21 protein-coding genes are annotated in these 23,553 nt (G+C 68.3%); 12 read left to right on the top strand and 9 right to left on the bottom strand.

Annotated elements, in window-relative coordinates:
• The first annotated feature begins 195 nt into the window (after positions 1 to 195).
• Positions 196 to 1,938: a BCCT family transporter gene (locus QH470_RS04585; protein WP_280270991.1), complete on the top strand. Its 1,743-nt coding sequence runs from the start codon at positions 196 to 198 to the stop codon at positions 1,936 to 1,938.
• 16 nt (positions 1,939 to 1,954) lie between these two features.
• Here the strand turns inward: QH470_RS04585 and QH470_RS04580 are convergent, their stop codons facing one another.
• Positions 1,955 to 2,785, bottom strand: a complete 831-nt coding sequence (locus tag QH470_RS04580) for an SAM-dependent methyltransferase (RefSeq protein ID WP_280270990.1) — start codon at positions 2,783 to 2,785, stop codon at positions 1,955 to 1,957.
• A 158-nt stretch (positions 2,786 to 2,943) separates the two neighbouring features.
• Here QH470_RS04580 and QH470_RS04575 point away from each other — a divergent pair, with 158 nt between their 5' ends.
• From QH470_RS04575 to QH470_RS04565, 3 genes are all read left to right on the top strand, one after another.
• Complete coding sequence (locus QH470_RS04575; protein ID WP_280270989.1) at positions 2,944 to 4,563, top strand: DUF885 domain-containing protein; 1,620 nt, start codon at positions 2,944 to 2,946, stop codon at positions 4,561 to 4,563.
• A gap of 119 nt (positions 4,564 to 4,682) precedes the next feature.
• The gene (locus QH470_RS04570; protein WP_280270988.1) at positions 4,683 to 5,303 is read left to right on the top strand and encodes an aggregation-promoting factor C-terminal-like domain-containing protein; all 621 of its coding nucleotides are present in this window, start codon (positions 4,683 to 4,685) and stop codon (positions 5,301 to 5,303) included.
• Positions 5,304 to 5,474: 171 nt separating this feature from the next.
• Positions 5,475 to 6,602: a DUF475 domain-containing protein gene (locus QH470_RS04565; RefSeq protein ID WP_280270987.1), complete on the top strand. Its 1,128-nt coding sequence runs from the start codon at positions 5,475 to 5,477 to the stop codon at positions 6,600 to 6,602.
• Here QH470_RS04565 and QH470_RS04560 read toward each other — a convergent pair.
• Positions 6,583 to 7,092, bottom strand: coding sequence for a mycothiol transferase (locus tag QH470_RS04560; protein ID WP_280270986.1), 510 nt, complete (start codon positions 7,090 to 7,092; stop codon positions 6,583 to 6,585). The genes QH470_RS04565 and QH470_RS04560 overlap by 20 nt on opposite strands.
• A gap of 168 nt (positions 7,093 to 7,260) precedes the next feature.
• On the opposite strand from QH470_RS04560, the gene QH470_RS04555 reads away from it, so the two are divergent.
• Both QH470_RS04555 and lipB read left to right on the top strand, forming a co-directional pair.
• Positions 7,261 to 7,608, top strand: coding sequence for a DoxX family protein (locus QH470_RS04555; RefSeq protein WP_280270985.1), 348 nt, complete (start codon positions 7,261 to 7,263; stop codon positions 7,606 to 7,608).
• Between the two features lie 19 nt (positions 7,609 to 7,627).
• Positions 7,628 to 8,263 carry a lipoyl(octanoyl) transferase LipB gene (lipB, locus tag QH470_RS04550; RefSeq protein WP_280270984.1) on the top strand — a complete coding sequence of 212 codons (636 nt, stop codon included), beginning with the start codon at positions 7,628 to 7,630 and terminating at the stop codon, positions 8,261 to 8,263.
• Positions 8,264 to 8,270: 7 nt separating this feature from the next.
• On the opposite strand, the gene QH470_RS04545 is transcribed toward lipB, so the two are convergent.
• The 3 genes from QH470_RS04545 to QH470_RS04535 all read right to left on the bottom strand — a co-directional run bounded on the left by QH470_RS04545 (position 8,271) and on the right by QH470_RS04535 (position 13,311).
• Positions 8,271 to 10,679 carry an MFS transporter gene (locus tag QH470_RS04545; protein WP_280270983.1) on the bottom strand — a complete coding sequence of 803 codons (2,409 nt, stop codon included), beginning with the start codon at positions 10,677 to 10,679 and terminating at the stop codon, positions 8,271 to 8,273.
• Positions 10,680 to 10,934: 255 nt separating this feature from the next.
• Positions 10,935 to 11,774 (bottom strand): DUF72 domain-containing protein, encoded by an 840-nt coding sequence (locus QH470_RS04540; protein ID WP_280270982.1) that lies wholly within the window; start codon positions 11,772 to 11,774, stop codon positions 10,935 to 10,937.
• A 31-nt stretch (positions 11,775 to 11,805) separates the two neighbouring features.
• Complete coding sequence (locus QH470_RS04535) at positions 11,806 to 13,311, bottom strand: hypothetical protein (protein WP_280270981.1); 1,506 nt, start codon at positions 13,309 to 13,311, stop codon at positions 11,806 to 11,808.
• A 217-nt stretch (positions 13,312 to 13,528) separates the two neighbouring features.
• Here QH470_RS04535 and QH470_RS04530 point away from each other — a divergent pair, with 217 nt between their 5' ends.
• A complete protein-coding gene (locus QH470_RS04530; protein ID WP_280270980.1) occupies positions 13,529 to 14,695 on the top strand; it encodes a thiolase family protein in 1,167 nt (388 codons plus the stop codon).
• A gap of 73 nt (positions 14,696 to 14,768) precedes the next feature.
• Complete coding sequence (locus QH470_RS04525) at positions 14,769 to 15,098, top strand: cupin domain-containing protein (RefSeq protein ID WP_280270979.1); 330 nt, start codon at positions 14,769 to 14,771, stop codon at positions 15,096 to 15,098.
• 1 nt (position 15,099) lies between these two features.
• On the opposite strand, the gene QH470_RS04520 is transcribed toward QH470_RS04525, so the two are convergent.
• From QH470_RS04520 to QH470_RS04510, 3 genes are all read right to left on the bottom strand, one after another.
• The gene (locus QH470_RS04520; RefSeq protein WP_280270978.1) at positions 15,100 to 15,714 is read right to left on the bottom strand and encodes a hypothetical protein; all 615 of its coding nucleotides are present in this window, start codon (positions 15,712 to 15,714) and stop codon (positions 15,100 to 15,102) included.
• Positions 15,715 to 15,739: 25 nt separating this feature from the next.
• Positions 15,740 to 17,608, bottom strand: a complete 1,869-nt coding sequence (gene fadD32 / locus QH470_RS04515) for a long-chain-fatty-acid--AMP ligase FadD32 (RefSeq protein WP_425302602.1) — start codon at positions 17,606 to 17,608, stop codon at positions 15,740 to 15,742.
• Positions 17,609 to 17,711: 103 nt separating this feature from the next.
• Positions 17,712 to 18,953, bottom strand: coding sequence for a KasA/KasB family beta-ketoacyl-ACP synthase (locus QH470_RS04510; protein ID WP_280270977.1), 1,242 nt, complete (start codon positions 18,951 to 18,953; stop codon positions 17,712 to 17,714).
• 220 nt (positions 18,954 to 19,173) lie between these two features.
• On the opposite strand from QH470_RS04510, the gene QH470_RS04505 reads away from it, so the two are divergent.
• On the top strand, positions 19,174 to 20,172 hold the full coding sequence (locus tag QH470_RS04505) for an acyl-ACP desaturase (protein ID WP_280270976.1): 999 nt from the start codon (positions 19,174 to 19,176) through the stop codon (positions 20,170 to 20,172).
• A gap of 334 nt (positions 20,173 to 20,506) precedes the next feature.
• Positions 20,507 to 20,668, top strand: a complete 162-nt coding sequence (locus tag QH470_RS04500; protein WP_280270975.1) for a hypothetical protein — start codon at positions 20,507 to 20,509, stop codon at positions 20,666 to 20,668.
• Positions 20,669 to 20,868: 200 nt separating this feature from the next.
• On the opposite strand, the gene QH470_RS04495 is transcribed toward QH470_RS04500, so the two are convergent.
• Entirely contained in the window at positions 20,869 to 21,507 is a 639-nt protein-coding gene (locus QH470_RS04495) for a TetR/AcrR family transcriptional regulator (protein ID WP_280270974.1), read from the bottom strand.
• A 77-nt stretch (positions 21,508 to 21,584) separates the two neighbouring features.
• On the opposite strand from QH470_RS04495, the gene QH470_RS04490 reads away from it, so the two are divergent.
• Together QH470_RS04490 and QH470_RS04485 are read left to right on the top strand one after the other, a co-directional pair.
• Positions 21,585 to 22,478 (top strand): metal-dependent hydrolase, encoded by an 894-nt coding sequence (locus QH470_RS04490; RefSeq protein ID WP_280270973.1) that lies wholly within the window; start codon positions 21,585 to 21,587, stop codon positions 22,476 to 22,478.
• On the top strand, positions 22,478 to 23,518 hold the full coding sequence (locus QH470_RS04485; RefSeq protein ID WP_425302601.1) for a PDR/VanB family oxidoreductase: 1,041 nt from the start codon (positions 22,478 to 22,480) through the stop codon (positions 23,516 to 23,518). The genes QH470_RS04490 and QH470_RS04485 overlap by 1 nt, the downstream gene beginning before the upstream one ends.
• Positions 23,519 to 23,553: the final 35 nt, after the last annotated feature.

Genomic DNA, 23,553 nt, shown 5'->3' with positions numbered 1-23,553 from the left:
GTGATGAATTCGCCTTTACCCAATTCACACATCCGCGAAACCCCCGAGCGCCAAATTTTTCCGCCGAATATTCCCGCTCGCGATTCAGAGGCGGTACCCGCTGCGCCGCCAACTCGAACGCTGTACGGTTGCTCGAGCCAGTAATGGGGGCTATAGCAAGCCTGCGCCCATACTCTGTGAAAGGACTCGGATCTGATGTCGATAGACACCGACCGCATATCCGACGGATCAGATGACAGTGCCGGGAAACCGATTCGCGAGCGACGTCCCGAACGCGGCTTGGATCGGGTGGTTTTCGGCATCACCGCACTCGGCTCGTTGGCCTTCGTCGCCTGGGGCATCCTCGATCAGGCGAGCCTCGGGTCCGCCGCGTCGGATGCGCAGTCGTGGGTCATCACCAATACCGGTTGGCTGTTCGTCCTGATCGCGTCGGCCTTCGTCGTATACGTCATCTGGCTCGCGGCCAGCCGGTACGGGAAGATCCCGCTCGGCGACGACGACGAGCAGCCGGAGTTCAAGACCGTGTCCTGGATCGCGATGATGTTCAGCGCGGGCATGGGCATCGGCCTGATGTTCTGGGGTGTCGCCGAACCGCTGACCCACTTCGTGAAACCGCCACCGGGGACGGCCCAGGCCGAATCCGACGCCGCGGCCGAGGTGGCGATGGCGCAGACGCTGTTCCACTGGACGCTGCACCCGTGGGCCATCTACGCCGTCGCGGGCCTGGCCATCGCGTACGGCACCTTCCGCAAGGGCCGATCGCAGCTGATCTCCTCGGTGTTCCGCCCGATTCTCGGCCGGCATGCCAAGGGCCCGGCCGGCCGCATCATCGACATGATGGCGATCTTCGCGACGCTGTTCGGATCGGCCGCCTCACTGGGTCTGGGCGCCTTGCAGATCGGCGCCGGTATGGAGTTCAACGGCTGGGTCGATTCCATCGGCAAGGTCGGGCTCGTTCTCATCATCACCGTCCTGACCATCGCGTTCATCGCGTCGGCGGTGTCGGGCATCGACCGCGGCATCCAGTGGCTGTCGAACATCAACATGGTGCTGGCGCTGATCATCGCGCTGTTCGTGTTCGTGCTCGGCCCCACGCTGTTCATGCTCAATCTGCTGCCGACCACGTTCGGCGACTACATCGCCCGGCTGCCGGAGATGGCCTCGCGCACCGCGGCCAGCGGCGGCGACCCCGAGAAGGCGTGGCTGTCGACCTGGACGATCTTCTACTGGGCGTGGTGGATCTCCTGGACGCCGTTCGTCGGCATGTTCATCGCCCGCATCAGCCGCGGGCGCACCATCCGGCAGTTCGTGACCGGCGTGCTGCTGGTGCCCAGCCTGGTGAGCCTGGTGTGGTTCGTCATCTTCGGCGGCGCGGCCATCTTCCAGCAGCGCGAGACCCACGACCTGACCGAGCCGAACGGCTCGGTGGACTCGAACTTCGCGCTGTTCCACCTGCTCGACCACTATCCGATCGCCTCGGCGACCGCGGCCCTGGTGATGGTGCTCGTCGCGATCTTCTTCGTGTCCGGCGCCGACGCCGCCTCCATCGTGATGGGCACGCTGTCGGAACGCGGCAGCCTGGAACCGTCCAAGGTGACGGTGACGTTCTGGGGCGCCGCCACCGGCGCGGTCGCCGCGATCATGCTGGTCATCGCGGACGCCGAGAAATTGGACGGCGCGCTGAACGGGCTCCAGGCCTTGACGACGGTGGTCTCCTTGCCGTTCGCCGTCGTGATGGGCCTGATGTGTGTGGCGCTGTACAAGGACGTGCGCTCGGACCCCATCATCCTGCGCGAACAGCACGGCGCCCTGCTGATCGAGAACGCCGTGCTCAGCGGCACCGAACAGCACGATGCCGAGTTCGGCCTGGTCACCGAGCCGGTGGTGGTGACGCCGGTGACGGACGAGGATCCGCCGGAGCCCGCGAAACCCGCCTAGGCGGGGCCGGGCGGGCCTACCGCTTGCGTCCGACGCCGCCCATGATGCAGTGGCGCGGCGGCGACAGCGGCTCCAGGCGGGGTCCGTCCGGCCACCACTCGTCGCAGAGCACCAGACCCGGCTCGATCATCTCGAGATCACCGAAGAAGGCGCGGATCTCCCGCGGCGTGCGGAAACGTCCGCTGCCCAGCGGGCTGTGCACGAACTTATCTTCCATCTGCTTGGCCAGTTCGCCGTGTTCGGGCGTCTCCGGGTTGCAGAAATGGGCAATGGCGACAAAGGAACCCGACGGCAGCGCGTCGATGTAGGTCTGCATCAGCGCGGCGCCGTCGTCCGCCAGATAGTGGTGCAGCGTGCCGATCTGGAACAGGGCCACGGGGCGGTCGAAATCCAGCTCGCTGCGGACCACTCGATTCCCGAGCACCTCGAGCGGGCGGAAGATGTCGGCGCCCACGATGCTGGTGTCCGGGTTGCCGTCCAGCAGCGCCCGCGCGTGCGTCAGCACCATCGGATCGTTGTCCACGTAGACCACGCGCGCCGTGGGCAGGACCCGCTGCACGGCCTGATGCGTGTTCTCCGCCGTGGGCAGGCCCGAGCCCAGATCCAGATACTGATCGATGCCCGCGTGCCCGGACAGGAAACGGCAGACCCGGATGAGGAAATCCCGGTTGGCCCAAGCCAAGTCGTTGACCTGCGGGGCCACCGTGCGGACCTGCGCGAGCACCTCGCGGTCCACCTCGAAATTGTCCTTGCCGTTGAGCGCCGCGTCGTAGACGCGGGCGGCACTGGCTCTGCTGGTATCGACACCGACCGGCACGACACTGGGGTAGGCGGAAGACTGGGACATCGCAAACTCCCCTGACGTGGTCGGTCCGGTCACCGACACCGAGTTTCTCGCATTTGCGCGTATTTCGGATCGGTACCGCACTTTTCGGGTGATGACCACTCGCGGATACACGAGCCGGAGCGGGCGAGTTACATGCTACGGCAGGTACCGTGGCCCGCATGTCGGAGACCTTCGTGCAGCGGGCGGAACGCATCGTGGACGCGGTGCTGCGGGCCGATCCGGCGACGGCCGCGTTCGCGGGTGACCACCGGGTCGACGACCTGCTGCCGGACTGGTCACCGGGCGCGGTGCGCGCGCAGACGGCGATGCTGCGGGACGCGTCGCACGCGCTGGCCGAGGTGGACGAGCTGGAATTGCCGCCCGAGGACCGCGTCGATCACGCGCTGCTGCACCAGGACGTCGACAGCCGCCTGTTCGCGCTCACCGAATTGCGCGAACACGAATGGAATCCGTTGTCGCACAACCCGGGACCGCTGCTGCACGGATTGCTGGCGCGGCCGTTCGCCCCGGCGCCGGAGCGCCTGGAACTGCTCGCCGCCCGCCTGGCGGCGCTGCCCGACGCGCTCGCGACCGCACGCGGCATGCTGCGGGAATGCCCGCGCGTCCACGTCGAGACCGCGATCGGGCAGTTCGGCGGGGTCGCCACCCTGATCCGCGACCAGGCGCCGGAGCTGGTCGCGCAGGTGCCCGGCGCGGACCTCGGCGCGGAGACCGCGGCGGCGATCGCGGCACTGCGGGAATTCACCGCCTGGCTGGCCGAACAGCTCGATCGATCCACCCGCGACCCCCGCCTGGGCAGGCGGCTGTGGGAGGGCAAACTGTGGCACACCCTCGACACCGAACTGTCGGCGGCCGAACTGCTCGACCGCGCCCGGCGCCACCTGGACCTGGTCTCCGACGAAATCCGCGATGCCGCAGGCGAATTGCTCGGCGTCGCCGCCCCGGACGACGACACCGTCCGCACCGCACTGGCCCGGTTGGCGGCCGAGCGCCCGGACAACGGCACCGTCGTCGATGTCGCGAAGGCCGCGCTGGCCGAGGCCGAATCCTTCGTCGCCGCACACGATCTGGCGACGACGGTCGACGACACCCTGGTCGTGCAGGAGATGCCGGAATTCGCCCGGGGCGTGGCCGTCGCCTACTGCGATCCCGTCGGCCCGCTCGAAACGGGCGATCTGCCAACCTTTTTCGCGATCGCTCCGGCGCCACCCCACTGGCCGGCGGAGCGCGTGACGTCGTTCTACCGCGAATACAACAATCACATGCTGCGCAACCTCACCGTGCACGAGGCCGTGCCGGGACACTTCCTGCAACTGGCGCACGCCCGCCGCTTCCGTAGCGCCACCGCGGTGCGGGCGATGTGCGCCAGCGGCACCTTCGTCGAGGGTTGGGCCGTATACGCCGAGCGGCTGATGTCCGAACGCGGGTTCGGTGGTGTGCCGGTGCGGCTGCAGCGGTTGAAGTCGCTGCTGCGTACGACCATCAACGCCATCCTGGATCAGGGCGCGCACTGCGACGGCCTGGACGAGGCCGAGGCGATGGACCTGATGGTGCGCCGCGGCTTCCAGGAGGAGGGCGAGGCGGCGGGCAAGTGGCGGCGCGCCCGGCTGAGTTCCACGCAACTGTCGACCTACTTCGTCGGCTACACCGAGATGTCCGCCATCGCCGCCGCCCGGCCCGCCGCCGTCTCGGTGCGCGGCTGGCACGACGCCATGCTGGCGCACGGCTCGCCGGCGCCCCGCCATCTGCGGACGCTGCTCGGCATGACCGAGTCCTGATCGCAACCATGGACACGCCGGGCGTCTTGGCCGTCCGGATCGCTAACTAGTGGTTTGCTCATTTCGCATAACCGGCTTTTCGCCGAGTCGCAGGTTGACGCGAAAGGAGCGTGTTCGCGATGCCGAAGCCGAGATCACGCACCATGCGCTGGGTCGGACGGATCGCCGTTGCCGCGCTGCTGACCGGTGCGCTGACAGTGTGCGCCGCCGTTGCCGCAGCCGATGACGGAGTCTTCCTCTCGCCCCGCGCACCCGCCTGCGCGGCCGTCGGCGACCCGCACGCCCCCGTGCCGGCGGCCGAAGTGGCAGAAAGCCTCGCGGCCGCCGCCGCACGACCCGCCGACACGGCGGCCGGTGCACCCGGTCCGGACATCTGCGCCGGACGTACCCCGGCGGGGTCGTCGGTCACCGACCTGATCGGCATGGGCCTGGGCGTGGTGCTGCCGGCCTTCCGCCTCGCCCCGAAGACCATGGCCCGCTTCATCGTCCCGCCCCACCAGTTCCCGGCGTTCGACAACATCATCACGAGGGAAAGCGGCTGGAACACCTTCGCGATCAACCCGGAGTCGGGCGCGTACGGCCTGGGCCAGGCCCTGCCGGGACACAAGATGAGCACCCACGGTCCGGACTGGTGCTGCAATCCGGTCACCCAGATCCGCTGGACCTACGACTACATGAACCAGCGCTACGGCGGACCGGACGGCGCGTGGGCGTTCTGGCAGTCCCACGGCTGGTACTGAGCACTGCTACCGGTTCCAGGTAGGCTGACCCGGGCGCGCAAACTGTACCGATTGTCGTTTCTTCCATTCGGCTGCAACAATCGAGTGAGGGTTGCGGGCACTCTGGCTTCCGCTACTCGTGGAGATCCACAAGACCCCCGCGGGTGTCGGGCTACAGCGAAAGGCATCGGCATGTTCGTGCGTGTGTTCGCCCTGTCATTCATCGTCACAGTGGTATCGCTGGTGGCCGCGCTGATCTACGGCGGGCCGGAAGCGTTGCTCCTGGCGGCGATCCTCGGTGTCCTCGAGGTGTCGCTCTCCTTCGACAACGCCGTGGTCAACGCCAGTGTCCTGCAACGCCTCAGCGCGTTCTGGCAACGGATGTTCCTGACCGTGGGCGTGGTGATCGCGGTGTTCGGCATGCGATTGCTGTTCCCGCTGGTCATCGTCGCCATCACGGCCCACCTGGATCCGGTGAAGGCATTCGAGCTGGCCCTGAACCCGCCGCCGGACGGCGCGGCCTACTTCTCCGACGGCCGGCCGAGCTACGAGACGCTGCTCAACGAGGCCAATCCGAAGATCGCCGCGTTCGGCGGGATGTTCCTGCTGATGCTGTTCCTGGACTTCGTCACCAGCGCTCGCGAGATCACCTGGCTCACCTGGATCGAACGGCCGCTGGCGCGGCTGGGCCGGTTCCCGATGTTCTCGACCGTCGTGTCGCTGCTGGTACTGGTCGCCATCGCGGGCTTCACCGCACCCGACGACCGGGCCGACGTCGTGATGGTCGCGGGCGCGCTGGGCATGGTGACCTACATCCTCGTCAACGGCCTGAGCGAGGCGCTGGACAACGAGCACGAGGAGGAGCTGGAACGCACCGGCCCGGGGCCGATCGTCGTCGCCACCGGCAAGGCGGCCTTCTTCGTCTTCCTCTACCTGGAGGTGCTGGACGCGTCGTTCTCCTTCGACGGCGTCATCGGCGCGTTCGCCATCACCGCCGACCCGATCATCATCGCCCTGGGGCTGGGGTTGATCGGCTCGATGTTCGTGCGCTCGATCACCGTGTACCTGGTGCGGCAGGGCACCCTGGCGGAGTACGTGCACCTGGAGCACGGCGCGCACTGGGCCATCGGCGCCCTCGCCGTCGTGCTGCTGTACTCCACCGGGCATCACCTCAACGAGGTGGTCACCGGCATGGTCGGCGTCACGATCATCGCGGCGGCGTTCGTCACCAGCGTCGTCTACAACCGCCGCCGCCGGGCGCCCGACGACGACTCGTCGACGGAGCCCAGCCTGACCACGGCTACCTCGTCCGCCCGATGACGCCTCGCAGGAACGCGGCCTGACCGGCGTGCTGTAGATCGTCGGAGACCACGCTCACCAGCCGCACGCCGAGAGTCACCGGCGGATCCCAGTTCGGGTCGACCACACGGGCCAGATCCGCGTCGGTGAGCCCGCGGACATATCGCAGCGTCTGCTCGTGGACGGCATCGTAGTAACCGGTCAGCAGGTCGGCCGGGGCCCGCACGCAGGCCACGTCGGCGGGGCTGTCGCCGTAGCCGGTGGCGCTCTTGCCGATCGGCAGCGCGAACCGGTCGTACCAGCCCTGCGCGGTCCATACCTGCTCGATCCCCGCGGCGTCGGCGACATGGTCGTCCTGGACCCGGGTCAGGTGCCAGATCAGCCAGGCGATGGTGTTCGCCGCGGGGTCGACCCGGTAGGTCAGTGCCTGCTCGTCCAAGCCGTCGGCCGCTTCGTGCACCACCTCGCGGATTCGCTCGTAGGCGTCGGCCAGCACGTCCGCACTCGTCATCGTCGAATCTCCGTTCCACGTTGAGTGATTCCCGGCATTCGCGACCGTACTCCGCGGCACCGACAAGGCCGCACCGACAAGGCGATGTCACACTCGCCGCCGCCGCGTCGTCATCCAGTCGAACCGGCCCGCCGGTGAACGAATCCGTGTGAGAAAGAAGGCAATTCGATGACCATCGCCTACTACATCGTCGCTGTCCTGGCCGCCCTGTGGATCGGCTTCTCGTCGTTCTCGCTGCTCACTCGGAAGCAGTTCGTCGTCGATCCGCTGATCGAGTACGGCGTGCCGCGGTCGTGGTGGAACTGGCTCGGCGTGGCCAAGGGCGCCGGCGCGCTGGGCCTGATCGTGGGCCTGTTCGTCCCGGCCGTCGGCATCGCCGCCGCAGTCGCCCTCATCCTCTACTTCATCGGCGCGGTCATCACCACACTGCGCGCCCGCTCGTACAAAACCACCCCGTTCCCCGTCCTGTACATGGTGCCCGCCGCGGCCGCCCTGGCTCTGCAACTCGCAGCCTGAGCGTCGGTATTGTCAAAATGTGAAGTCCAGGGCGTTGACGTTGATTCGGGATGAGCTCGTCGATTACGACAAGGCGATGGAACGCATGGCCGGGATGGTGGAGGAGCGGCAGCGCGACGAGCGGCCGGACACGCTGTGGCTGCTCAGCCATCCGCAGGTCTACACCATCGGCCGGCGCACTCCGGTCGAGCATCTGCCCGATCCGGCACGCCATATTCCGGTGGTCGAGACCAACCGCGGCGGTCAGCTCACTTACCACGGCCCCGGGCAGTTGGTCGGCTACCTGATCGTCCGGCTGCGGACGGACGAGGGGGTGGTCGACTACATCCGTGAGGTCGAGCACCGGCTCGTGGACGCGCTGGGCGCCCTGGGCGTCGCCGCCGAGCGCCGCGACACCCCGCCCGGAGCCGAACTGCTCACCGGCGTCTGGACGGTCACGACGGGCCGGAAGATCGTCTCCATCGGCATGCGGCAGAGCCGCGGCGTCACCAGTCACGGCTTCGCGCTGAACGTGGACGGCGATCTGGCGCCCTGGCACTGGGCCGTCGCCTGTGGCCTGCCGGAGGTCGACATGACCTCCGTCGCCCGCGAAACCGGTGCGGCCACAATGGATCAGGTCCGTCCGGTGGTGGCCGCCGCCTTCGAGGCCGCCTGACTCCCGGTCAGGGCAGATCGGCAGGTTCCTCGTAGCTCAGTCGCACATCGTGGGTGAGTTCGCCACCGTCGACCACCACGCGGCTGGTCGCGGGTGGGTAGCCACGGGCCACCACCGTGTACTCGCCCTGCGGCAGATCGCTCACCACGTACTGGCCGTCGGTGTCGGTGCGCGCCGAGGCCACCGGATTGCCGCGGCCGTCGAGCACCAGGACCTGCGCGTCCGGCACGGCGTGCCCGTCGGCCCACGCCAGACCGGCCAGCGCACCGGTCGATCCGAGTTCGACGTCGTGACGCAGCAGCCCGCTGTCGGGCACGGTCAAAGTCGTTGCGGTGGGCCGCCTGTGGTCGGTGACAGCGACCAGCGTGTAGGCGCCCGGAACCACGCCGCGGCACACGTACCGGCCGTTGCCGTCGGTGACGGCCGACCCGACGACCTCGCCGCCCGCGTCGGTCAGCGTGACGGTCACCCCGGGCAGCGGTTCGCCGCGACCGGTCGCGCGGACCACTCCGGACACCTCCCCGGTGCCCAGCAACGTGATGTCCAGCGCCTGCGGCCACTCCCCCACGGTGACGTTGACCGCGGCCGGCTGGTACCCGGTGGCCGACACGATCAGCACGTATCCGCCCGCTCCCGGCGCCTCGATCCGGTAGCCACCGTCCGGCCCGCCGGTGGCGCGCGAAACCTGATGCCCGCGTTGGTCGATCAGCGTCAGCGCGGCCGCCGCGATCGAGTGGCCGTCCTCGCGCTGGACCCGGCCGTCGAGCGAATGTCCTTCGCCCTCACCGTATTCGGCCGACAGCAGCACCGCCGTCGCGGTACCGGACGCCGAGAACGCCGCGCCGCCATCGGTTTCGGCGAGCACCCCGGGACCCACGACCGTTTCCGAAGGATCCTGCAGCGGAATCTCTTTCATGAACATCAGCACCACGCAGGCGAGTAGCGACACCGCCGCGCCCACATAGAACACCCCGGCGAGCGAATCGGTGAAGCCGGTGAGGATCGGCGCCTTCACCTCCGCGGGCAACGCGCCGATACCTGCTGTGTTGCTTTGCAATTCGGTGAGCGCGCCGGTGTCGAAGCCGGGCGGCAGCTGCCCGCCGAAGGCGTCCATGATCCGCCGCGGCAGCAGGTTGAACAGGATGGTCAGGAACACCGTGACGCCGAGCGTGCCGCCCATCTGCCGGAAGAACGTCGCCGCGGCCGTGGATACGCCCATGTCGGTCTTCGGACCGGCGGCCTGCGCGGCGATGATCAGGGTCTGCATACAGCCGCCCAGCCCGACGCCGATCACCGCGCTGTAGGCCAGCGGCTGCCACAGCGGACTGTCGAATTTCACCTGCGCGAACAGCACCGCGCCGACGGCGATGACGAAGGTGCCCAGCACGGGCAGGATCTTGTACCGGCCGGTGGCCTTCGTGACCGCGCCGGCGACCGACGAGCCGACCATGATGCCCAGCACCAGCGGCAGCATCATCAACCCCGACCTGGTCGGCGAATACTCCCGCACCACCTGGAGATACAGCGGCACCATGGAGATCGCCCCGAACATGGCGATGCCGACGATGAACCCGCCGAGAATCGTGATCGAGAACGTCGAACTCCGGAACAGCCGCAACGGAATCAGCGCGGCATCCTTCATCAGGGCCTCGACGATCAGGAACAGCACCAGCCCCGCCGCGCCGAGCCCGTAGCACAGCAGCGCCCGATCCGACTGCCAGCCCCAGGCACGGCCCTGCTCGGCCACGAGCAGCAGCGGCACCACGCAGATGGCCAGGGCGATCGCGCCGAACCAGTCGACACGATGACGCTGCCGCTCGTGCGGCACATTGAGCACCTTCGCCACCACCAGGAGCGCGAGCACCCCGACCGGCACATTCACCAGGAACACCCAGCGCCAGCCCTCGAGACCCCACAGGTGCTCGTAATCGGAGAAGAATCCGCCCAGCACCGGACCCAGCACCGTCGAGGTACCGAACACCATCATGAAATAGCCCTGATAACGCACCTGCTGACGCGGCGGCACGATATCGCCGATGATGGTGAACGCCAACGACATCAGGCCACCCGCACCGAGACCCTGGAACGCGCGGAACCCGGCGAGCTGATACATGGACGTGGCGAAGGTGCACGCCGCCGAGCCGATGACGAACAGGCCGATCGCGATCAGATAGAACGGCTTCCGGCCGTAGATGTCGGCCAGCTTGCCGTACAGCGGGGTGCTGATCGTGGCCGTGATCAGATACGCCGTCGTCGCCCACGCCTGCTGATCGAAACCGTGCAGGCTGTTGGCGATCCGCACGATCGCCACCGTCACGATGTTCTGATCCAGCGCCGCCAGGAACAATCCCAGCAGCAAGCCGGACATGATGGTGAGAATCTGCCGGTGCGACAGCGACGCGCCCGCATTGGTCATGTTCAAGCCCTGATTCGGTTCGGCCGATCGTGAATGAGTTTTCGCTACTGCAGTCGATCCGGTGGAGCACGGCAAACATGGCGCTGCCGGTAACGGACCGCGCGCGGTGACTCGGCGACGGCCGCGGGGGAACCCCTTCTCCCACACCAGCAGACGTGTTTAGCCCGTAAAACGAGTTGCCCGCGCCAACTATACATAGCACCGCACCGGGCATCGCAAGCCGTTTGCCCGGTTACCGCCGAACCGCGGAACCGGTCAGAACAGCGTCATGGGCGCGGTGGGCGCGGGCTCCGGTAACGGTTCCAGACCCGGCACGCGCTCCCGGACCTCCGCGTGGAAGCGACGGGCCAGCATCATTGATTCGGCGTTGTCGGGGGTGTGGACGAAGACCGTCGGAGAGCGGCCCTCCCGCAGCCAGCCGGTGACGATTTCCAGCCAGGGGCGCCAGCCCGCGATGGTGGCGGCGCTGTCGTCACGGCCGTGGTAGCGCACGATCGGGTGGTCGGTGAGGGCGTGCGTGCGGCGCGGCAGGCGGGGTTTCTTCGACCACGCCTCGCGCTCACCGGGACTCGTCGGCCGGGCGGCGAACAAGGTGGTGGTGTCGAAGGGCAGCCATTCGGCCCCGGCGCGTTCGAGCACATGCTCGAGTTGCCGCGCGGATCGCTCCTCTTCGAAGAAGGCGCGGTGGCGCACCTCGACCGCGTAGCGGTACCGCTCGGGCAGCTCGCGCAGCAGCCCGGCCAGCGCGCCGAGTTCGCCGGGGCCGAAGGAGGCCGGTAGCTGCACCCAGAGCGCGTGGACGCGCGGCCCCAGTGGCTCTATCGCCGTGAGGAATTCGCGCAACGGGTCGTCGGCGCCGGACATCCGGCGTTCGTGGGTAACGGGTTTCGGCAACTTCGGAACGAAGCGGAACTCCGGGTCGGTCTGCGCCGCCCACGATCGGACCGTGTTCGGCGCGGGCGTCGCATAGAAAGTGGTGTTGCCCTCCACCGCGTTGCACCACTGCGCGTAGGACCGCAGCCGCTCCCGCGGATTCGGCTGCCGATCCGCCCAGGCCGAGTGCGTCCACTGCGCACAACCCACGTGAAGCCGCATGGCTTCGAGGTTAGTCGCGGCGGCCGGGTGATCAGTCCCGGCCCTGCTGGAAGAACAGGACCTGGTCGCCGTAGTCGGCCAGCGGGCGGGACTGCCCGGCCTGCCGGATGCCACTGACCGGCAGGTGGGTCAGCTTGGCGAACATCGGGCTGTTGCCGAATGCCGAACGGACCTGGGTCTCGGAGGCGTAGTCGGCGCCGTAATCGGCGAGCGCCGCGAAATCCAATGGCGCGAGCGGTTCTTCGGTCGGCGGCTGCCCGGCGGGGCGGCCGAGCGCGGCGTACTGGGTGGCGACACCGTCTACGTACCAGCACAACTCGTAGGACATGTTCTCGGTGGTGTTCACCGCGATGACGGGCCAGCGCTGCGAAAGCCGCTGCGCCAGCGGGTGTCTGCCGACCGGCGTGAGTTCCCAGTGCAAGCTCATCACCGAGATCCAGCTGCCGCCGGAGCGTTCGACGAGCACCACGTCGTCACCGAGGCGCTCGGCCAGGTTGAGTTCGGGATCGGGGATGTGCCAATGGGTTTCGTGCACGCCCTGGAACACCGCGCTGTCGGCCGGGAAGGCGCCGTCGGCCTCGTAGGCCGCGACCACCGCCGCGCGCACCTGCAGCAGCGCGTCGGGCGCGGCGCAGCGCACACTCAGCGCGCCGAAGGAACTGCCGATCTCCACCGGCTTCGACGGCGGGTCGGCCAGCGCGCCGGCCGCCAGCGGTTTCAGACCGACCAGGCCGAGCTTCCAGTTGATCTCCTCGATCGTGGTCAGATCTCCGGAGGTCTGGTACAAGATCTGCTGCTGGGTCAGATAACCGGCCCGCTCCAGCGTCGGGCATTCCAGCTTGACCAGCGCGGCCCGGGTCTTGCTGGTGAAATCCACGTCTTCGATGCGGATTTCCCGCAAGCGGGTCGCCATCGCCTGGGTGGTCCACGCGGAGTAGCGCTCGCGATACATCGCCAGCGCCTGCTTGCGCGGCCGGCCGATCATCAAGGTGCGCAACAACATGTTCAGGCTGGCCAGGTAACGCCCGGCGGAATCCGGTTCGGTGGCGAAGAGTCCGGCGCGAATGCGCACGGCCTCGGAGCTGGCGGCGACGGCGGACTCGGGATCCAAGCGGCACAGCCAGACGCCACACTTGGACAATCCGTCGGCGCACACTCCGGCCGCCATCGGATAGCGCTGGGCCACGTGGTGGTAGGCGTCGCAGGCCTGGCGGATGGTCGAGGTGGCCAGCTCGCGGTGCCCGATGGTGCGCGCGGCCTGCTCGAACAGTCGCAGCGCCTCCTGCACCTGCCCGGCGAACTGCGCGCTCACATGCCCGTTGGCCAGCCAGCGCAAGCGGATCAGCACGGCCTCCTGGGCCGGCTCCAGCGCGGCCGGTGCGCGATCGCGGCCCGCGCCCTGCTCCTTGGTGGCCAGGAAGGCCCGTGCCAGTTCGCACAGTGAGGTGGCCAAACGCAGCTCGGCCTCGGGTGATCGCTCGGCGGCGGCGGTCCGTCTGTCGTCGGATACCTGCTGCTCGATGGCGCTCAACTCCATCGCAACCTCAACTCCCGCATCACCTTCCACACACGGTCGTCGAGCGGCCGCATCTACCGTGGCGAGTCTGCCACAGATTGCCTTCGGCCGGTGACCGGATGGGCGGACAGCGGGCGGACACCTGCCGCGCCGCGGCGGCACTCCCCCGCGACGCGTTTTCACAATGAGAATCCGTGTTAACTTAATGGAGTATCTCTCGCGAATGATCGGAGTGGCTATGACCTCGGCTGTGATCGTCGACGTGGTCCGGACCCCGTCCGGCAAGGGCAAGGCCGGGGGCGGCTTGTCGCAGGTACACCCGGCGACGCTGCTGGCCGGCGTGCTGGGTGAGCTGGTGTCGCGCAACGACCTGGATCCGGCGCTGGTCGACGACGTGGTCACCGGCTGCGTCACGCAGAGTGGCGAACAGGCGTTCAACATCGGCCGGACCGCGGTGCTGGCGGCCGGGTTCCCGGAGTCGGTTCCGGCAACCACGGTCGACCGGCAGTGCGGGTCCAGCCAGCAGGCCGCGCATTTCGCCGCCCAGGGCGTCATCGCCGGCGCCTACGACATCGCGATCGCCTGCGGCGTGGAGTCGATGAGCCGGGTGCCGATGTTCTCCAACGCGCAGGACGCCGACGCCAACCGCGGACCGATCGCCCACCGATACCGATACGGTCTTGTGCAACAGGGCATTTCGGCGGAGCTGATCGCGGCGCGCTGGAAGCTGGACCGGACCACGCTGGACGAATTCGCCGCCCGCTCCCACCGGCTGGCCGCCGAGGCCGCGGCATCCGGCGGCTTCGCGAGCGAACTCGTCGCGGCCGGTGAGCTGACCGCCGACGAGACCATCCGGCCCTCGACCACGGTCGAGAAGCTGGCCGGGCTGCGGCCCGCCTTCGCCGACGACGAGTACCAGGCGCGCTTCCCGGAGATCGAATGGTCCATCACGCCGGGCAATTCGTCGCCGCTGACCGACGGCGCCTCGGCGGCGCTGATCATGAGCGAGGAGAAGGCGAACCGGCTCGGGCTGCGCCCGCGGGCCCGGTTCCACTCCTTCGCGGTGACCGGCGACGATCCGCTGCTGATGCTCACCGCCGTCGTGCCCGCGACCCGAAAGGTGCTGGCGCGCGGCGGTTTGTCGATCGACGACATCGACGCCTACGAGGTGAACGAGGCGTTCGCCCCGGTGCCGCTGCTGTGGGCGCACGAACTCGGCGCGGACCCCGCCCGGCTGAACCCGCGCGGCGGCGCCATCGCGCTGGGCCATCCGCTGGGCGCGTCGGGCACCCGCATCCTCGCCACCCTCGTCAACCACCTCGAACAGACCGGCGGCCGCTACGGCCTGATGACCATGTGCGAGGCCGGCGGGCTGGCCAACGCCACCGTCATCGAGCGCCTCTGAACCGCTCCGCGCCAGTCACGACAGACCCGACTATGTTGGAATAAAGCCAGCAAGCGACCTGGTTGCTGCTGACATGGCGATTACCGAACACCCTGGCTACGAGTGGAATTCCGTCGCGAACGCGCCCGCGCGCGAGCTGTTCCCCGGCATTCGGCTGCACCCGCTGTGGTCCGGGAGCAACGGCGCGAAGGCGTTCGTACTGCAGATGGACCCGGGCGCCTCCTGGTCGGGCATCGACGTGCACCAGCCCGGCCCCGAGGAGGTGTACGTGGTCGCGGGCACTTTCAACGACGGATTCCGCGACTACCCGGCGGGGTCGTTCATCCACGCCCCCGCCGGTTCGTCCCACGTGCCGCAGACGACCGAGGGCTGCACGCTGTTCCTCTTCTATCCCGAGGGTTGAGCTAGTCGCCGGCCGCCGGTGGGGCCGCGTCCGCCGTTCCGGCCAGCGCGGCGGCGAGTTCGTCGTACCGGCGGCCGGTGAGTTCGGCGAGATCGGTGTGCAGCGTGCCGAGGTGGTCGAGGGTTTCCCGGTCGAGTCCGCGCCGGATCTCCGGACGCCGCAGGAAATCCACGCCCGCCCGGACCCACCCGTCGAGCGTCCACCACGACAGCACGACCTCCACCGCGCCCATATCGAGCAGTTCCTCCGGCAGCTCGCCGTCGGGGTCGGGCAGTTCGCCGCCCACCCGGTCCAGCCAGGCCCGCGCGAAACCCTTGGCGTAGCCGAGGTTCACGATCAGATGGGTGAGCACCGGCGGGCCGCAGACGGTCGCGTCGGCCCCGTTGTCCACGCACGCGCCGATCAGGACCGCGATATTCGCCTGCCCGCCCAGCGGCACGGCGTCGAGTACGGCCGCCAGCCGCGGACCGGCCACCGCCAACTCCTCCGGCGTCACGGTGTCCAGGGCCCGCGCCAGCGCCTCGTGAGCGGCCCTGGTCGCCCGGACGTCGTCGGCCCGCACCGTGCGTTCGAAATCGGTCAGCGCGGCCAGGAATGGGCTAGTCCCCGAGGTCATGAGGGGGCACGCTACCGCACGGCCCTCAGTCGTCGCTCGCGTCCGGGAACGCCTGCTGGCGGTAACCGCCGCGCAGCGTCCCCGTCAAGTAGGCAGCCTTGCAGGCCCGGCGGGCGATCTTGCCGCTGGAGGTGCGCGGAATCGAGCCCGCAGGCACCAGCAGGAGGTCCCGCACGGTCACCCCGTGCCGTTTGGCGATGGCGCCGCGGACCGTCTCGGCGATCGGCTCGGGATCGAGTTTGGCCGCCCCACTGCCCCTTTCGGCGACGATCACCAAATGCTCGGTGCCCGAAGCCCCTTCGAGCACCGAGCCGGGTACCTCGTTGGCGCCCACCGAGAATGCCGCCACGAACCCGGGCCGCAGCGCGCCCGACGACTCCTGCGCCGACAGCTCCAGATCCTGCGGGTAGTGATTGCGGCCGTCGACGATCACCAGGTCCTTGACCCGGCCGGTGATGTACAGCTCGTCGTCGTGATAGACGCCGAAATCACCGGTGCGCATCCATTTCGCATCCGGCGCGGCGCCTTCCGCGTGGCTACGGGCCTGCCGGTCGGTAAGCCGGTTGCCGAAGGTGGCCGCGGTCTCCTCCCGCCGTCCCCAATAGCCGATGCCCATGTTCTCACCGTGCAGCCAGATCTCGCCGACCTCGCCGTCGGGCCGCTCGGCCCCCGTCTCCGGATCGACGATGACCGCCCACTGCGAGCGGGCCACGTGGCCGCAGGACACTTGCGCCACAGCGTCTTCCGCGTCGGGATCCACCTCGACCATGCGCCCCGCGTTGAGTTCGCCGCGGTCGACGTAGACCACCTTCGCCTGGTCGTCCCGCTTGGTCGCCGAGACGAACAGCGTCGCCTCCGCCATCCCGTAGCAGGGTTTGATCGCCGTCTTCGGCAGGCCGTAGGGCGCGAACGCGTCGTTGAACTTCTGCATCGACGACACCGAGACCGGCTCGCTGCCGTTGATCAACCCGATCACGTTCGACAGGTCCAGGTCTTCCCCGGCCTTCGGACGCCCGCGCACCGCGGCGTGCTCGAACGCGAAATTCGGTGCGGCGGCATAGGTTCCGGCGCCGTCGGAGTGCGCGGCCAACTCCTTGATCCACCGGTAGGGCCGACGCACGAACGCGCTCGGCGACATAATGGTGATGAACTTGCCGCCGATGGCGGGCAGGATCACGCACAGCAGGCCCATGTCGTGGAACAGCGGCAGCCACGTGACGCCGCGCGTGTCCTCCTCGATGCCCAGCGCGTCGATCATCTGCAGCAGATTCGTGCCGACCGCGCGGTGGGTGATCTCGACACCGGCCGGGGTCCGGGTGGACCCGGAGGTGTACTGCAGATAGGCCACACTGTCGATATTGATCTCGGGCTCGGACCAGCTCGCGCCGACACTGTCGGGGATTGCGTCCACGGCGATGATGCGGGGGCGCTGCGCGGGCGGCAGCGCGCGGAAGAATTCCCGCACCCCGGCCGCCGCCGAACTCGCCGTGAGGATCGCCGTCGGCTCGCAGTCCCCGAGCACCGCGTGCAAGCGATCGGTGTGCCCCGGCTCGTCCGGATCGAACAGCGGCACAGCGATATTGCCCGCGTACACGGCGGCGAACATGCCGACCACGTAGTCCAGCCCCTGGGGCGCCAGGATCGCCACGCGGTCACGCGGCCGCGTCACCTGTTGCAGCCGCGCGGCCACCGCCCGCAATCGCACGCCGAACTGCCGCCAGGTGAGTTCGTGATACTCACCGTCGCGCTCGCGTGAATAGTCGATGTAGCGGTAGGCCAGCTCGTCCCCGTTCGCCGCGCTGTGCTTGTCGACGAAATCGATCAGGGTCGCGTCGCCCAGGATCTTGATGTTGCCTTGCTCGTCCAGATAGTCATCGAAGGTCTCGCCGATCATTCCCTATCCTTTTTCACGCACGTACCCGAGGTCGTGCGATGACCGAACACACAGATCGACACCGAAGCACGCGCAGATTAGCAGGCGCTCCGGCCGGGGCCGTTCAGTATCGTCCGAAAGCCAGGGACACGTTGTGCCCGCCGAATCCGAACGAGTTCTTCACCGCGTAATCGATGCGGCCCGACCGCGCCTGCCCGCTCACGACATCGAGATCGATCTCCGGATCGAGCTTGTCCAGATTGAGTGTGGGCGGGACGACGCCGTCGCGGATCGACAACACGGTGAGCACCGCCTCCAGCGCCCCGACCGCCCCGATCGAGTGGCCGAGCGCGGATTTCGGCGCGTAGACCGAGGCGTGATTGCCGATGGACGCGTTGATCGCCTTCGCCTCGGCGGTGTCGCCGATCGGGGTGGCGGTCGCATGCGCATTCACATGTGTCACATCGGTTTTCGACAGGCCCGCGGTTTCCAGCGCGCGGGTGATGGCCCGCGCCGCGCCCTTGCCCTCCAGATCCGGCGCCACCAGATGGAACGCGTCGGAGGTGATGCCGGCGCCCATCAGGCGCGCGTGGATGGTGGCGCCGCGTGCTCGGGCGTGCTCCTCGGTCTCGATCACCATCATCGCGCCCGCCTCACCGAAGACGAAGCCGTCGCGGTCGGCGTCGAACGGCCGGGAGGCGCGCTTGGGTTCCTCGTTGCGCGTGCTCATGGCCCGCATCATGGTGAACGCCGCGATCGGCAGCGCCTGGATGGAGCCCTCGACGCCGCCGGTGACGACCATGTCGGCATCGTCCATCACGATCATCCGCCAGGCGTTCGCGATCGCCTCGGATCCGGACGAGCACGCCGAGACCGGCGTCGTGATACCCGCTTTCGCGCCCAGCTCCACCCCGACCACCGCGGCCGCCCCGTTGGGCATGATCATCTGGATGGCCAGCGGCGTCACCCGCCGATACCCGGCGTTGTGCATCTTCTTCTTGACGTCGACCAGCATCTCCGCGCCGCCGAGCCCGGTGCCGATCGCCACCCCGAGCCGTTCCCGGTCGACGTCCGGACTCCCGGCGTTGCGCCAGGCCTCGCGGCCGAGCACCAGCGCCATCTGCTCCACGTAGGACAGCCTGCGGGTCTCCTCGCGGGTGAGGCCCTGCTCCGGCTTGACCTTCAGGTGCCCGCCGATGCGCACCGGCAACTCGAACTGCTCGATGAACTCGTCCTCGAGGACGTCGATACCGCTCTCACCGTGGAGTAGGCCCTTCCACGTCGAATCGACGTCGCCGGCGATCGAGGTGGTCGCCGCGAGACTGGTGACGACGACATCGGGGTACCTGCGACTGGAACTCGTCATTCTCGGCTCACTTTCGGTGGCAACACTGCGGTTCTGGGCAACACTGCGGCGAATACAAGCGGGAGTGACACCTGCCTCGAGCGCCCTGCCGAGGCGGGTCTAGATTATCGAGGCGAAGCCGACCGGCTCGGCCGCTGAACACACAGCTACCCGGTCGCAATTGCACTGTACCGGTTTCCATCCGCAACGTCTCACCCGCACAGCGAGGAAGGGCATCACCGTGGCGAGGAATCTGACGCAGCTCGAACTGCTCCTCGAACTCGAACCGGTCGCCGAGCAGAACGTCGATCGGCATCTCTCGATGGCGAAGGACTGGCACCCGCACGACTACGTCCCGTGGGACGAGGGCCGCAATTTCGCGGCGATGGGCGGGCTCGATTGGGAGCCGGGGCAATCACGGCTGAACGAGGTCGCGCGCGCCGCGATGATCACCAATCTGCTCACCGAGGACAATCTGCCCTCCTACCACCGCGAGATCGCCGAGAATTTCTCCCAGGACGGCGCCTGGGGCACCTGGGTCGGCCGCTGGACCGCCGAGGAAAATCGTCACGGCATCGTGATCCGCGACTATCTGGTGGTCACCCGCGGCGTGGACCCGGTCGCGCTCGAACAGGCCCGGATGATCCACATGACGAACGGCTACAACGCCATGAAGCTGCTCCGGGAGAGCGGCCGGGTCACCGACGAAATGCTCGCCGACACCGGGTTACTGCACTCGGTGGCGTACGTGACCTTCCAGGAACTGGCCACTCGCGTCTCGCACCGCAACACCGGCCGGGTGTGCGACGATCCCGTCGCCGACCGCATGTTGCAGCGCATCGCCGCCGACGAGAACCTGCACATGATCTTCTACCGCAACATGTGCGGCGCCGCCCTGGATCTGGCGCCCGACCAAGCGATCGAGGCGATCAACGACATCGTGCAGCACTTCCAGATGCCCGGCGCCGGCATGCCCGATTGGCGGCGCAACGGCGTGCTGATGGCCAAGCACGGCATCTACGATCTGCGCCAGCACCTGGAGGAGGTGCTGCTGCCGGTGCTGCGGAAGTGGAACGTGTTCGACCGCAATGACTTCACCGCGCGGGGCGACCGGGTGCGCAACGACCTCGGCGCGTTCCTCGACAAGCTCCAGCAGGACTGCGTGCGGTTCGAGGAGCAGCGTGACCGGGCGCTGGCGCGGGAGGCCCGCAAGCGGGAACTGGTGAGCGCCGAGGGGTGACGGATCGGGCGCGGCCGCAAGCGGACTCACCGCCTCCGTTCCGGATTGACGCCGCCGGTCCGGCCGTTCGCGCCCGCGCCCTCCGATTCCCCGCTGCCCGTGGCATTTCCGCCGCTCGCAGCCCGTTTTTCGGGCTCTTGGACGCACTTCCAGAACAGCCGCGCGAGCACGAATTACACGCTCGAGTTAGCTGGCGACGGCCCCCGATTTCCGCCCGTGAGCCGTCGCCCCGGCGTAAGAGACTGCCTCTCCGAGCATTTCGAATTGGTATCACAGCGAAAAAGCGCCGCAACACACATTGCCAGGAAATAGCCGTTCGGTGCACACTGTAGGCATGACTGCTCTACCCCGCGCTACTCGTGCCACGGATCGCGATTCCGTAGCGCTGATCGGCGCACCCAAGGACACCGTGCACTTCGAGTTCCGCGTCTCCGACCCGCAGCGCCTCACCAAGGTCCGCGAGGCCCTGGCCCGCATCCACGCCAACCACCACTGACGCCCACCCGCAACTTCGGTACCCGGCCGAGCACAGCGCCGCCGGCTCCCCGATCTGATGCGGCTCTACTCCTCCACCCGGTCCGGACTACCTTCGGGCCGGGTTTCCGTTTTCCCTGGGCAGGCCGCGCGGGCAATGATCCGGATCGGACACCGAATCGCTGTTCCGGCAAGACATTTCGCGCCATCAGCGGCGCGGTACTAACGGCCGGTGATGATCGGGGTCAGGTATGTGCGGGCGAAGGTCGACAGGTCGGCGTCGGTGGATAGGTGGGCTACGCCTTCGGGGGCGAGGACCATGGAATGGACGATGCGGCAGACTATCTCGGCGCGGGTCATGAGGTCCGGTGAGGGCTCGAGCAGGCCGCGCTGGACTGCCGCGTCCAGTGCCGCGGCCGTGGCGGAGACGCACATGGCGAAGGTGGTGGCGCCGTCGACGGTGAGTTTCATGACGACGCGCTCGGGCTCGACGGCCAGCATGCGCTCCACGAGCGGGTTGGTGCGCCAGCGCGTGACCACGGTGACGAAGACATCGGCGACCAGATCCGAGATGTCGTCGTGCCGCTCGGGAATCTCCGCGAGTTCGGTGAGTACCGCGGCGACTTCGCGATTGATGACCGCTTGGACCAGATCGTCGCGCGAGCCCATCCTGCGATAGACCGTCACGCGGTCCACGCCCGCCTGGCGGGCGACATCCTCGATCGTCGTCTTCTTGACACCGACCTTCTGGAATTGGATCAGCGCCGCATCCAGGATCCGAGTCTCGCTCTCGTCCACGGCATCGACGCGGCTCAGCGAGGGTTTCGATGCGGTGGCCACGGCTTCAACGGTAGCAGGCACGCCGCCTCCTGCAACAAATCAGTCCGATTTGTTGCCGCAACATTGCAATGGATTTTGTTGCGATGTACGGTCTGGGCATGGTTGTACAGGTCGGCCCGGCGGAGCATCGCTACCGCGATGAAGCACACGCGATCAACGCGCGAGACGTTCACTTCGACTTCGACTCGGTGCCGATGCATTACATTCCGGGCGAGGTGCTGGCCACCCACATCGTCAACGTCATGCATCTGGTCCTTCCGGAGGGCGAGCGGGCCATGGCCGAAGCGCTCAGCGAGGCGCTGCCGCAGATCGAGGACGAGCGGCTGCGCGAGGCGGTGCGCGGTTTCGTCGGCCAGGAAACCATGCACGCCGGCAGCCATGAGGCCGCGCGCAAGCATCTGCAGTCCATCGGCCTGGACGTCGACTCCTACATCGACAAGATCTCCTGGCTCGTGGACCGCCTGCTGGGCGGCCACGGTCTCACCGGCCGCGCCGAGCAGGAGTGGTTGAAGGAACGCCTCGGGCTGTTCGCCGGCATGGAGCACTACACGGCGGTGCTCGGCGAATGGCTGCTCAACGCCGACATTCTCGAGGCCAAGGGCATGCATCCGGCGATGCTGGATCTGGTCCGCTGGCACGGCGCGGAGGAAGTGGAGCACCGCAGCGTCGTCTACGACGCGTTCATGCACCTCGACGGCAGCTACGCGCGCCGGGCGCGGACCGCCGTCCTCGCCGGCGTGACCCTGCTGCCGCTGTTCGTCGTCTCGGCGGGCTATCTGTACCGCAAGGATCCGTCGGCGGACAAGGGACGGTTCTGGGGGCTGCAATTCCTCAATGCCACGCGGCGTGGCGTCATCCCCAGCTGGACGGTGTTTCTCACCGAACTCCCGCGCTACCTGCGCCCCGGATTCCATCCGTCCCAGCTCGGCTCGATGGACAAGGCGCTACGGTACCTGGCGCAGTCTCCGGCGGCCCGGGCGGCGAGTCACTGATGCACACCGTGCTGGCGGCCGAGCCGTCACCGAGCCTGCGGATCCTCGGCGGGGTCATGGACCTCTACAAGCGGATGTTCGTCAGCGGACCCACCGCGCCACTGCTGTCGCGGCCGAACCCGGTGCGCCGCAGTGGTTTCGACATCGAGCTGGCCGTGGGGGCGGTCGAGCGGCGCGCCACCGATGTGGTGAGCCTCGAGTTGCGGTCGCCCGACGGGTCGCCGCTGCCGACTTGGCGGCCCGGTGCGCACCTCGATCTGTTCCTCCCGTCCGGGCGGCAGCGGCAGTATTCGCTGTGCGGCGATCCCGCCGACCGGTTCCGGTACCGGATCGCGGTGCGCCTGATCCCCGGCGGCGGTGGTTCCCGTGAGGTGCACGAGGTGCTGAAAGTCGGTGACCGCGTGCGTGTTCGCGGTCCCCGCAACGCCTTCGCCCTCGTGGACGCGCCGTCGTATCTGTTCATCGCCGGGGGAATCGGCATCACGCCGATCCTGCCGATGGTCAAGGCCGCGAAGGCGCGCGGACATCTGGTGTACACCGGGCGCTCCCGCGAGACGATGCCGTTCCTGGACGAACTGCCCGGCGCGGACGTCCGGCCCGACGACGAATGCGGGCCGCCCGACGTCCCCGCCCTGATCTCTCTCGCGAAACCCGGTGCGGCCGTGTATGTCTGCGGGCCGCCGCCGATGCTCGCCGCAGCCCAGCGCTGCCTGTTCGACCTGAATCCGACCGGCTCCCTGCACACCGAGCGGTTCTCCGCGCCGCCGGTGGTCGACGGCAAGGAGTTCGACTTGCGGCTGGCGCACAGCGGCAAGACGATCCGCGTCGGGGCCGACGAGACCGCGCTGACCGCGATCCACCGCGAGCTTCCCGACGTCGCGTATTCGTGTCGGCAGGGCTACTGCGGCACCTGCGAGGTGCGAGTGCTGGCCGGAGCCGTCGACCATCGCGATCACACCCTCACCGACCAGGCCCGGCGCGACCGGATGCTGGTCTGCGTCTCGCGCGCCGCCGGGGACGAACTGGTGGTCGACCTGTGAATCCCACGACGGACACCGACGTCCGGATAGGAGGT

Origin of the sequence: Nocardia wallacei, assembly GCF_029868745.1 — a bacterium.
In the GTDB taxonomy this organism is placed as follows: domain Bacteria; phylum Actinomycetota; class Actinomycetes; order Mycobacteriales; family Mycobacteriaceae; genus Nocardia; species Nocardia wallacei_B.
The sequence above is the reverse complement of the archived record's forward strand: the minus strand, read 5'-3'. Positions and strand labels throughout refer to the sequence as shown.

Coding starts and splice junctions, on each gene's coding strand:
- QH470_RS04525 (WP_280270979.1), top strand. CDS start 14,769: ATGGCGATTACCGAACACCCTGGCTACGAGTGGAATTCCGTCGCGAAC.
- QH470_RS04520 (WP_280270978.1), bottom strand. CDS start 15,714: ATGACCTCGGGGACTAGCCCATTCCTGGCCGCGCTGACCGATTTCGAA.
- QH470_RS04585 (WP_280270991.1), top strand. CDS start 196: ATGTCGATAGACACCGACCGCATATCCGACGGATCAGATGACAGTGCC.
- QH470_RS04530 (WP_280270980.1), top strand. CDS start 13,529: ATGACCTCGGCTGTGATCGTCGACGTGGTCCGGACCCCGTCCGGCAAG.
- QH470_RS04490 (WP_280270973.1), top strand. CDS start 21,585: ATGGTTGTACAGGTCGGCCCGGCGGAGCATCGCTACCGCGATGAAGCA.
- QH470_RS04510 (WP_280270977.1), bottom strand. CDS start 18,953: ATGACGAGTTCCAGTCGCAGGTACCCCGATGTCGTCGTCACCAGTCTC.
- QH470_RS04535 (WP_280270981.1), bottom strand. CDS start 13,311: ATGGAGTTGAGCGCCATCGAGCAGCAGGTATCCGACGACAGACGGACC.
- QH470_RS04500 (WP_280270975.1), top strand. CDS start 20,507: ATGACTGCTCTACCCCGCGCTACTCGTGCCACGGATCGCGATTCCGTA.
- QH470_RS04555 (WP_280270985.1), top strand. CDS start 7,261: ATGACCATCGCCTACTACATCGTCGCTGTCCTGGCCGCCCTGTGGATC.
- QH470_RS04575 (WP_280270989.1), top strand. CDS start 2,944: ATGTCGGAGACCTTCGTGCAGCGGGCGGAACGCATCGTGGACGCGGTG.
- fadD32 (WP_425302602.1), bottom strand. CDS start 17,608: ATGATCGGCGAGACCTTCGATGACTATCTGGACGAGCAAGGCAACATC.
- QH470_RS04565 (WP_280270987.1), top strand. CDS start 5,475: ATGTTCGTGCGTGTGTTCGCCCTGTCATTCATCGTCACAGTGGTATCG.
- QH470_RS04540 (WP_280270982.1), bottom strand. CDS start 11,774: ATGCGGCTTCACGTGGGTTGTGCGCAGTGGACGCACTCGGCCTGGGCG.
- QH470_RS04545 (WP_280270983.1), bottom strand. CDS start 10,679: ATGACCAATGCGGGCGCGTCGCTGTCGCACCGGCAGATTCTCACCATC.
- QH470_RS04580 (WP_280270990.1), bottom strand. CDS start 2,785: ATGTCCCAGTCTTCCGCCTACCCCAGTGTCGTGCCGGTCGGTGTCGAT.
- QH470_RS04570 (WP_280270988.1), top strand. CDS start 4,683: ATGCCGAAGCCGAGATCACGCACCATGCGCTGGGTCGGACGGATCGCC.
- QH470_RS04485 (WP_425302601.1), top strand. CDS start 22,478: ATGCACACCGTGCTGGCGGCCGAGCCGTCACCGAGCCTGCGGATCCTC.
- QH470_RS04560 (WP_280270986.1), bottom strand. CDS start 7,092: ATGACGAGTGCGGACGTGCTGGCCGACGCCTACGAGCGAATCCGCGAG.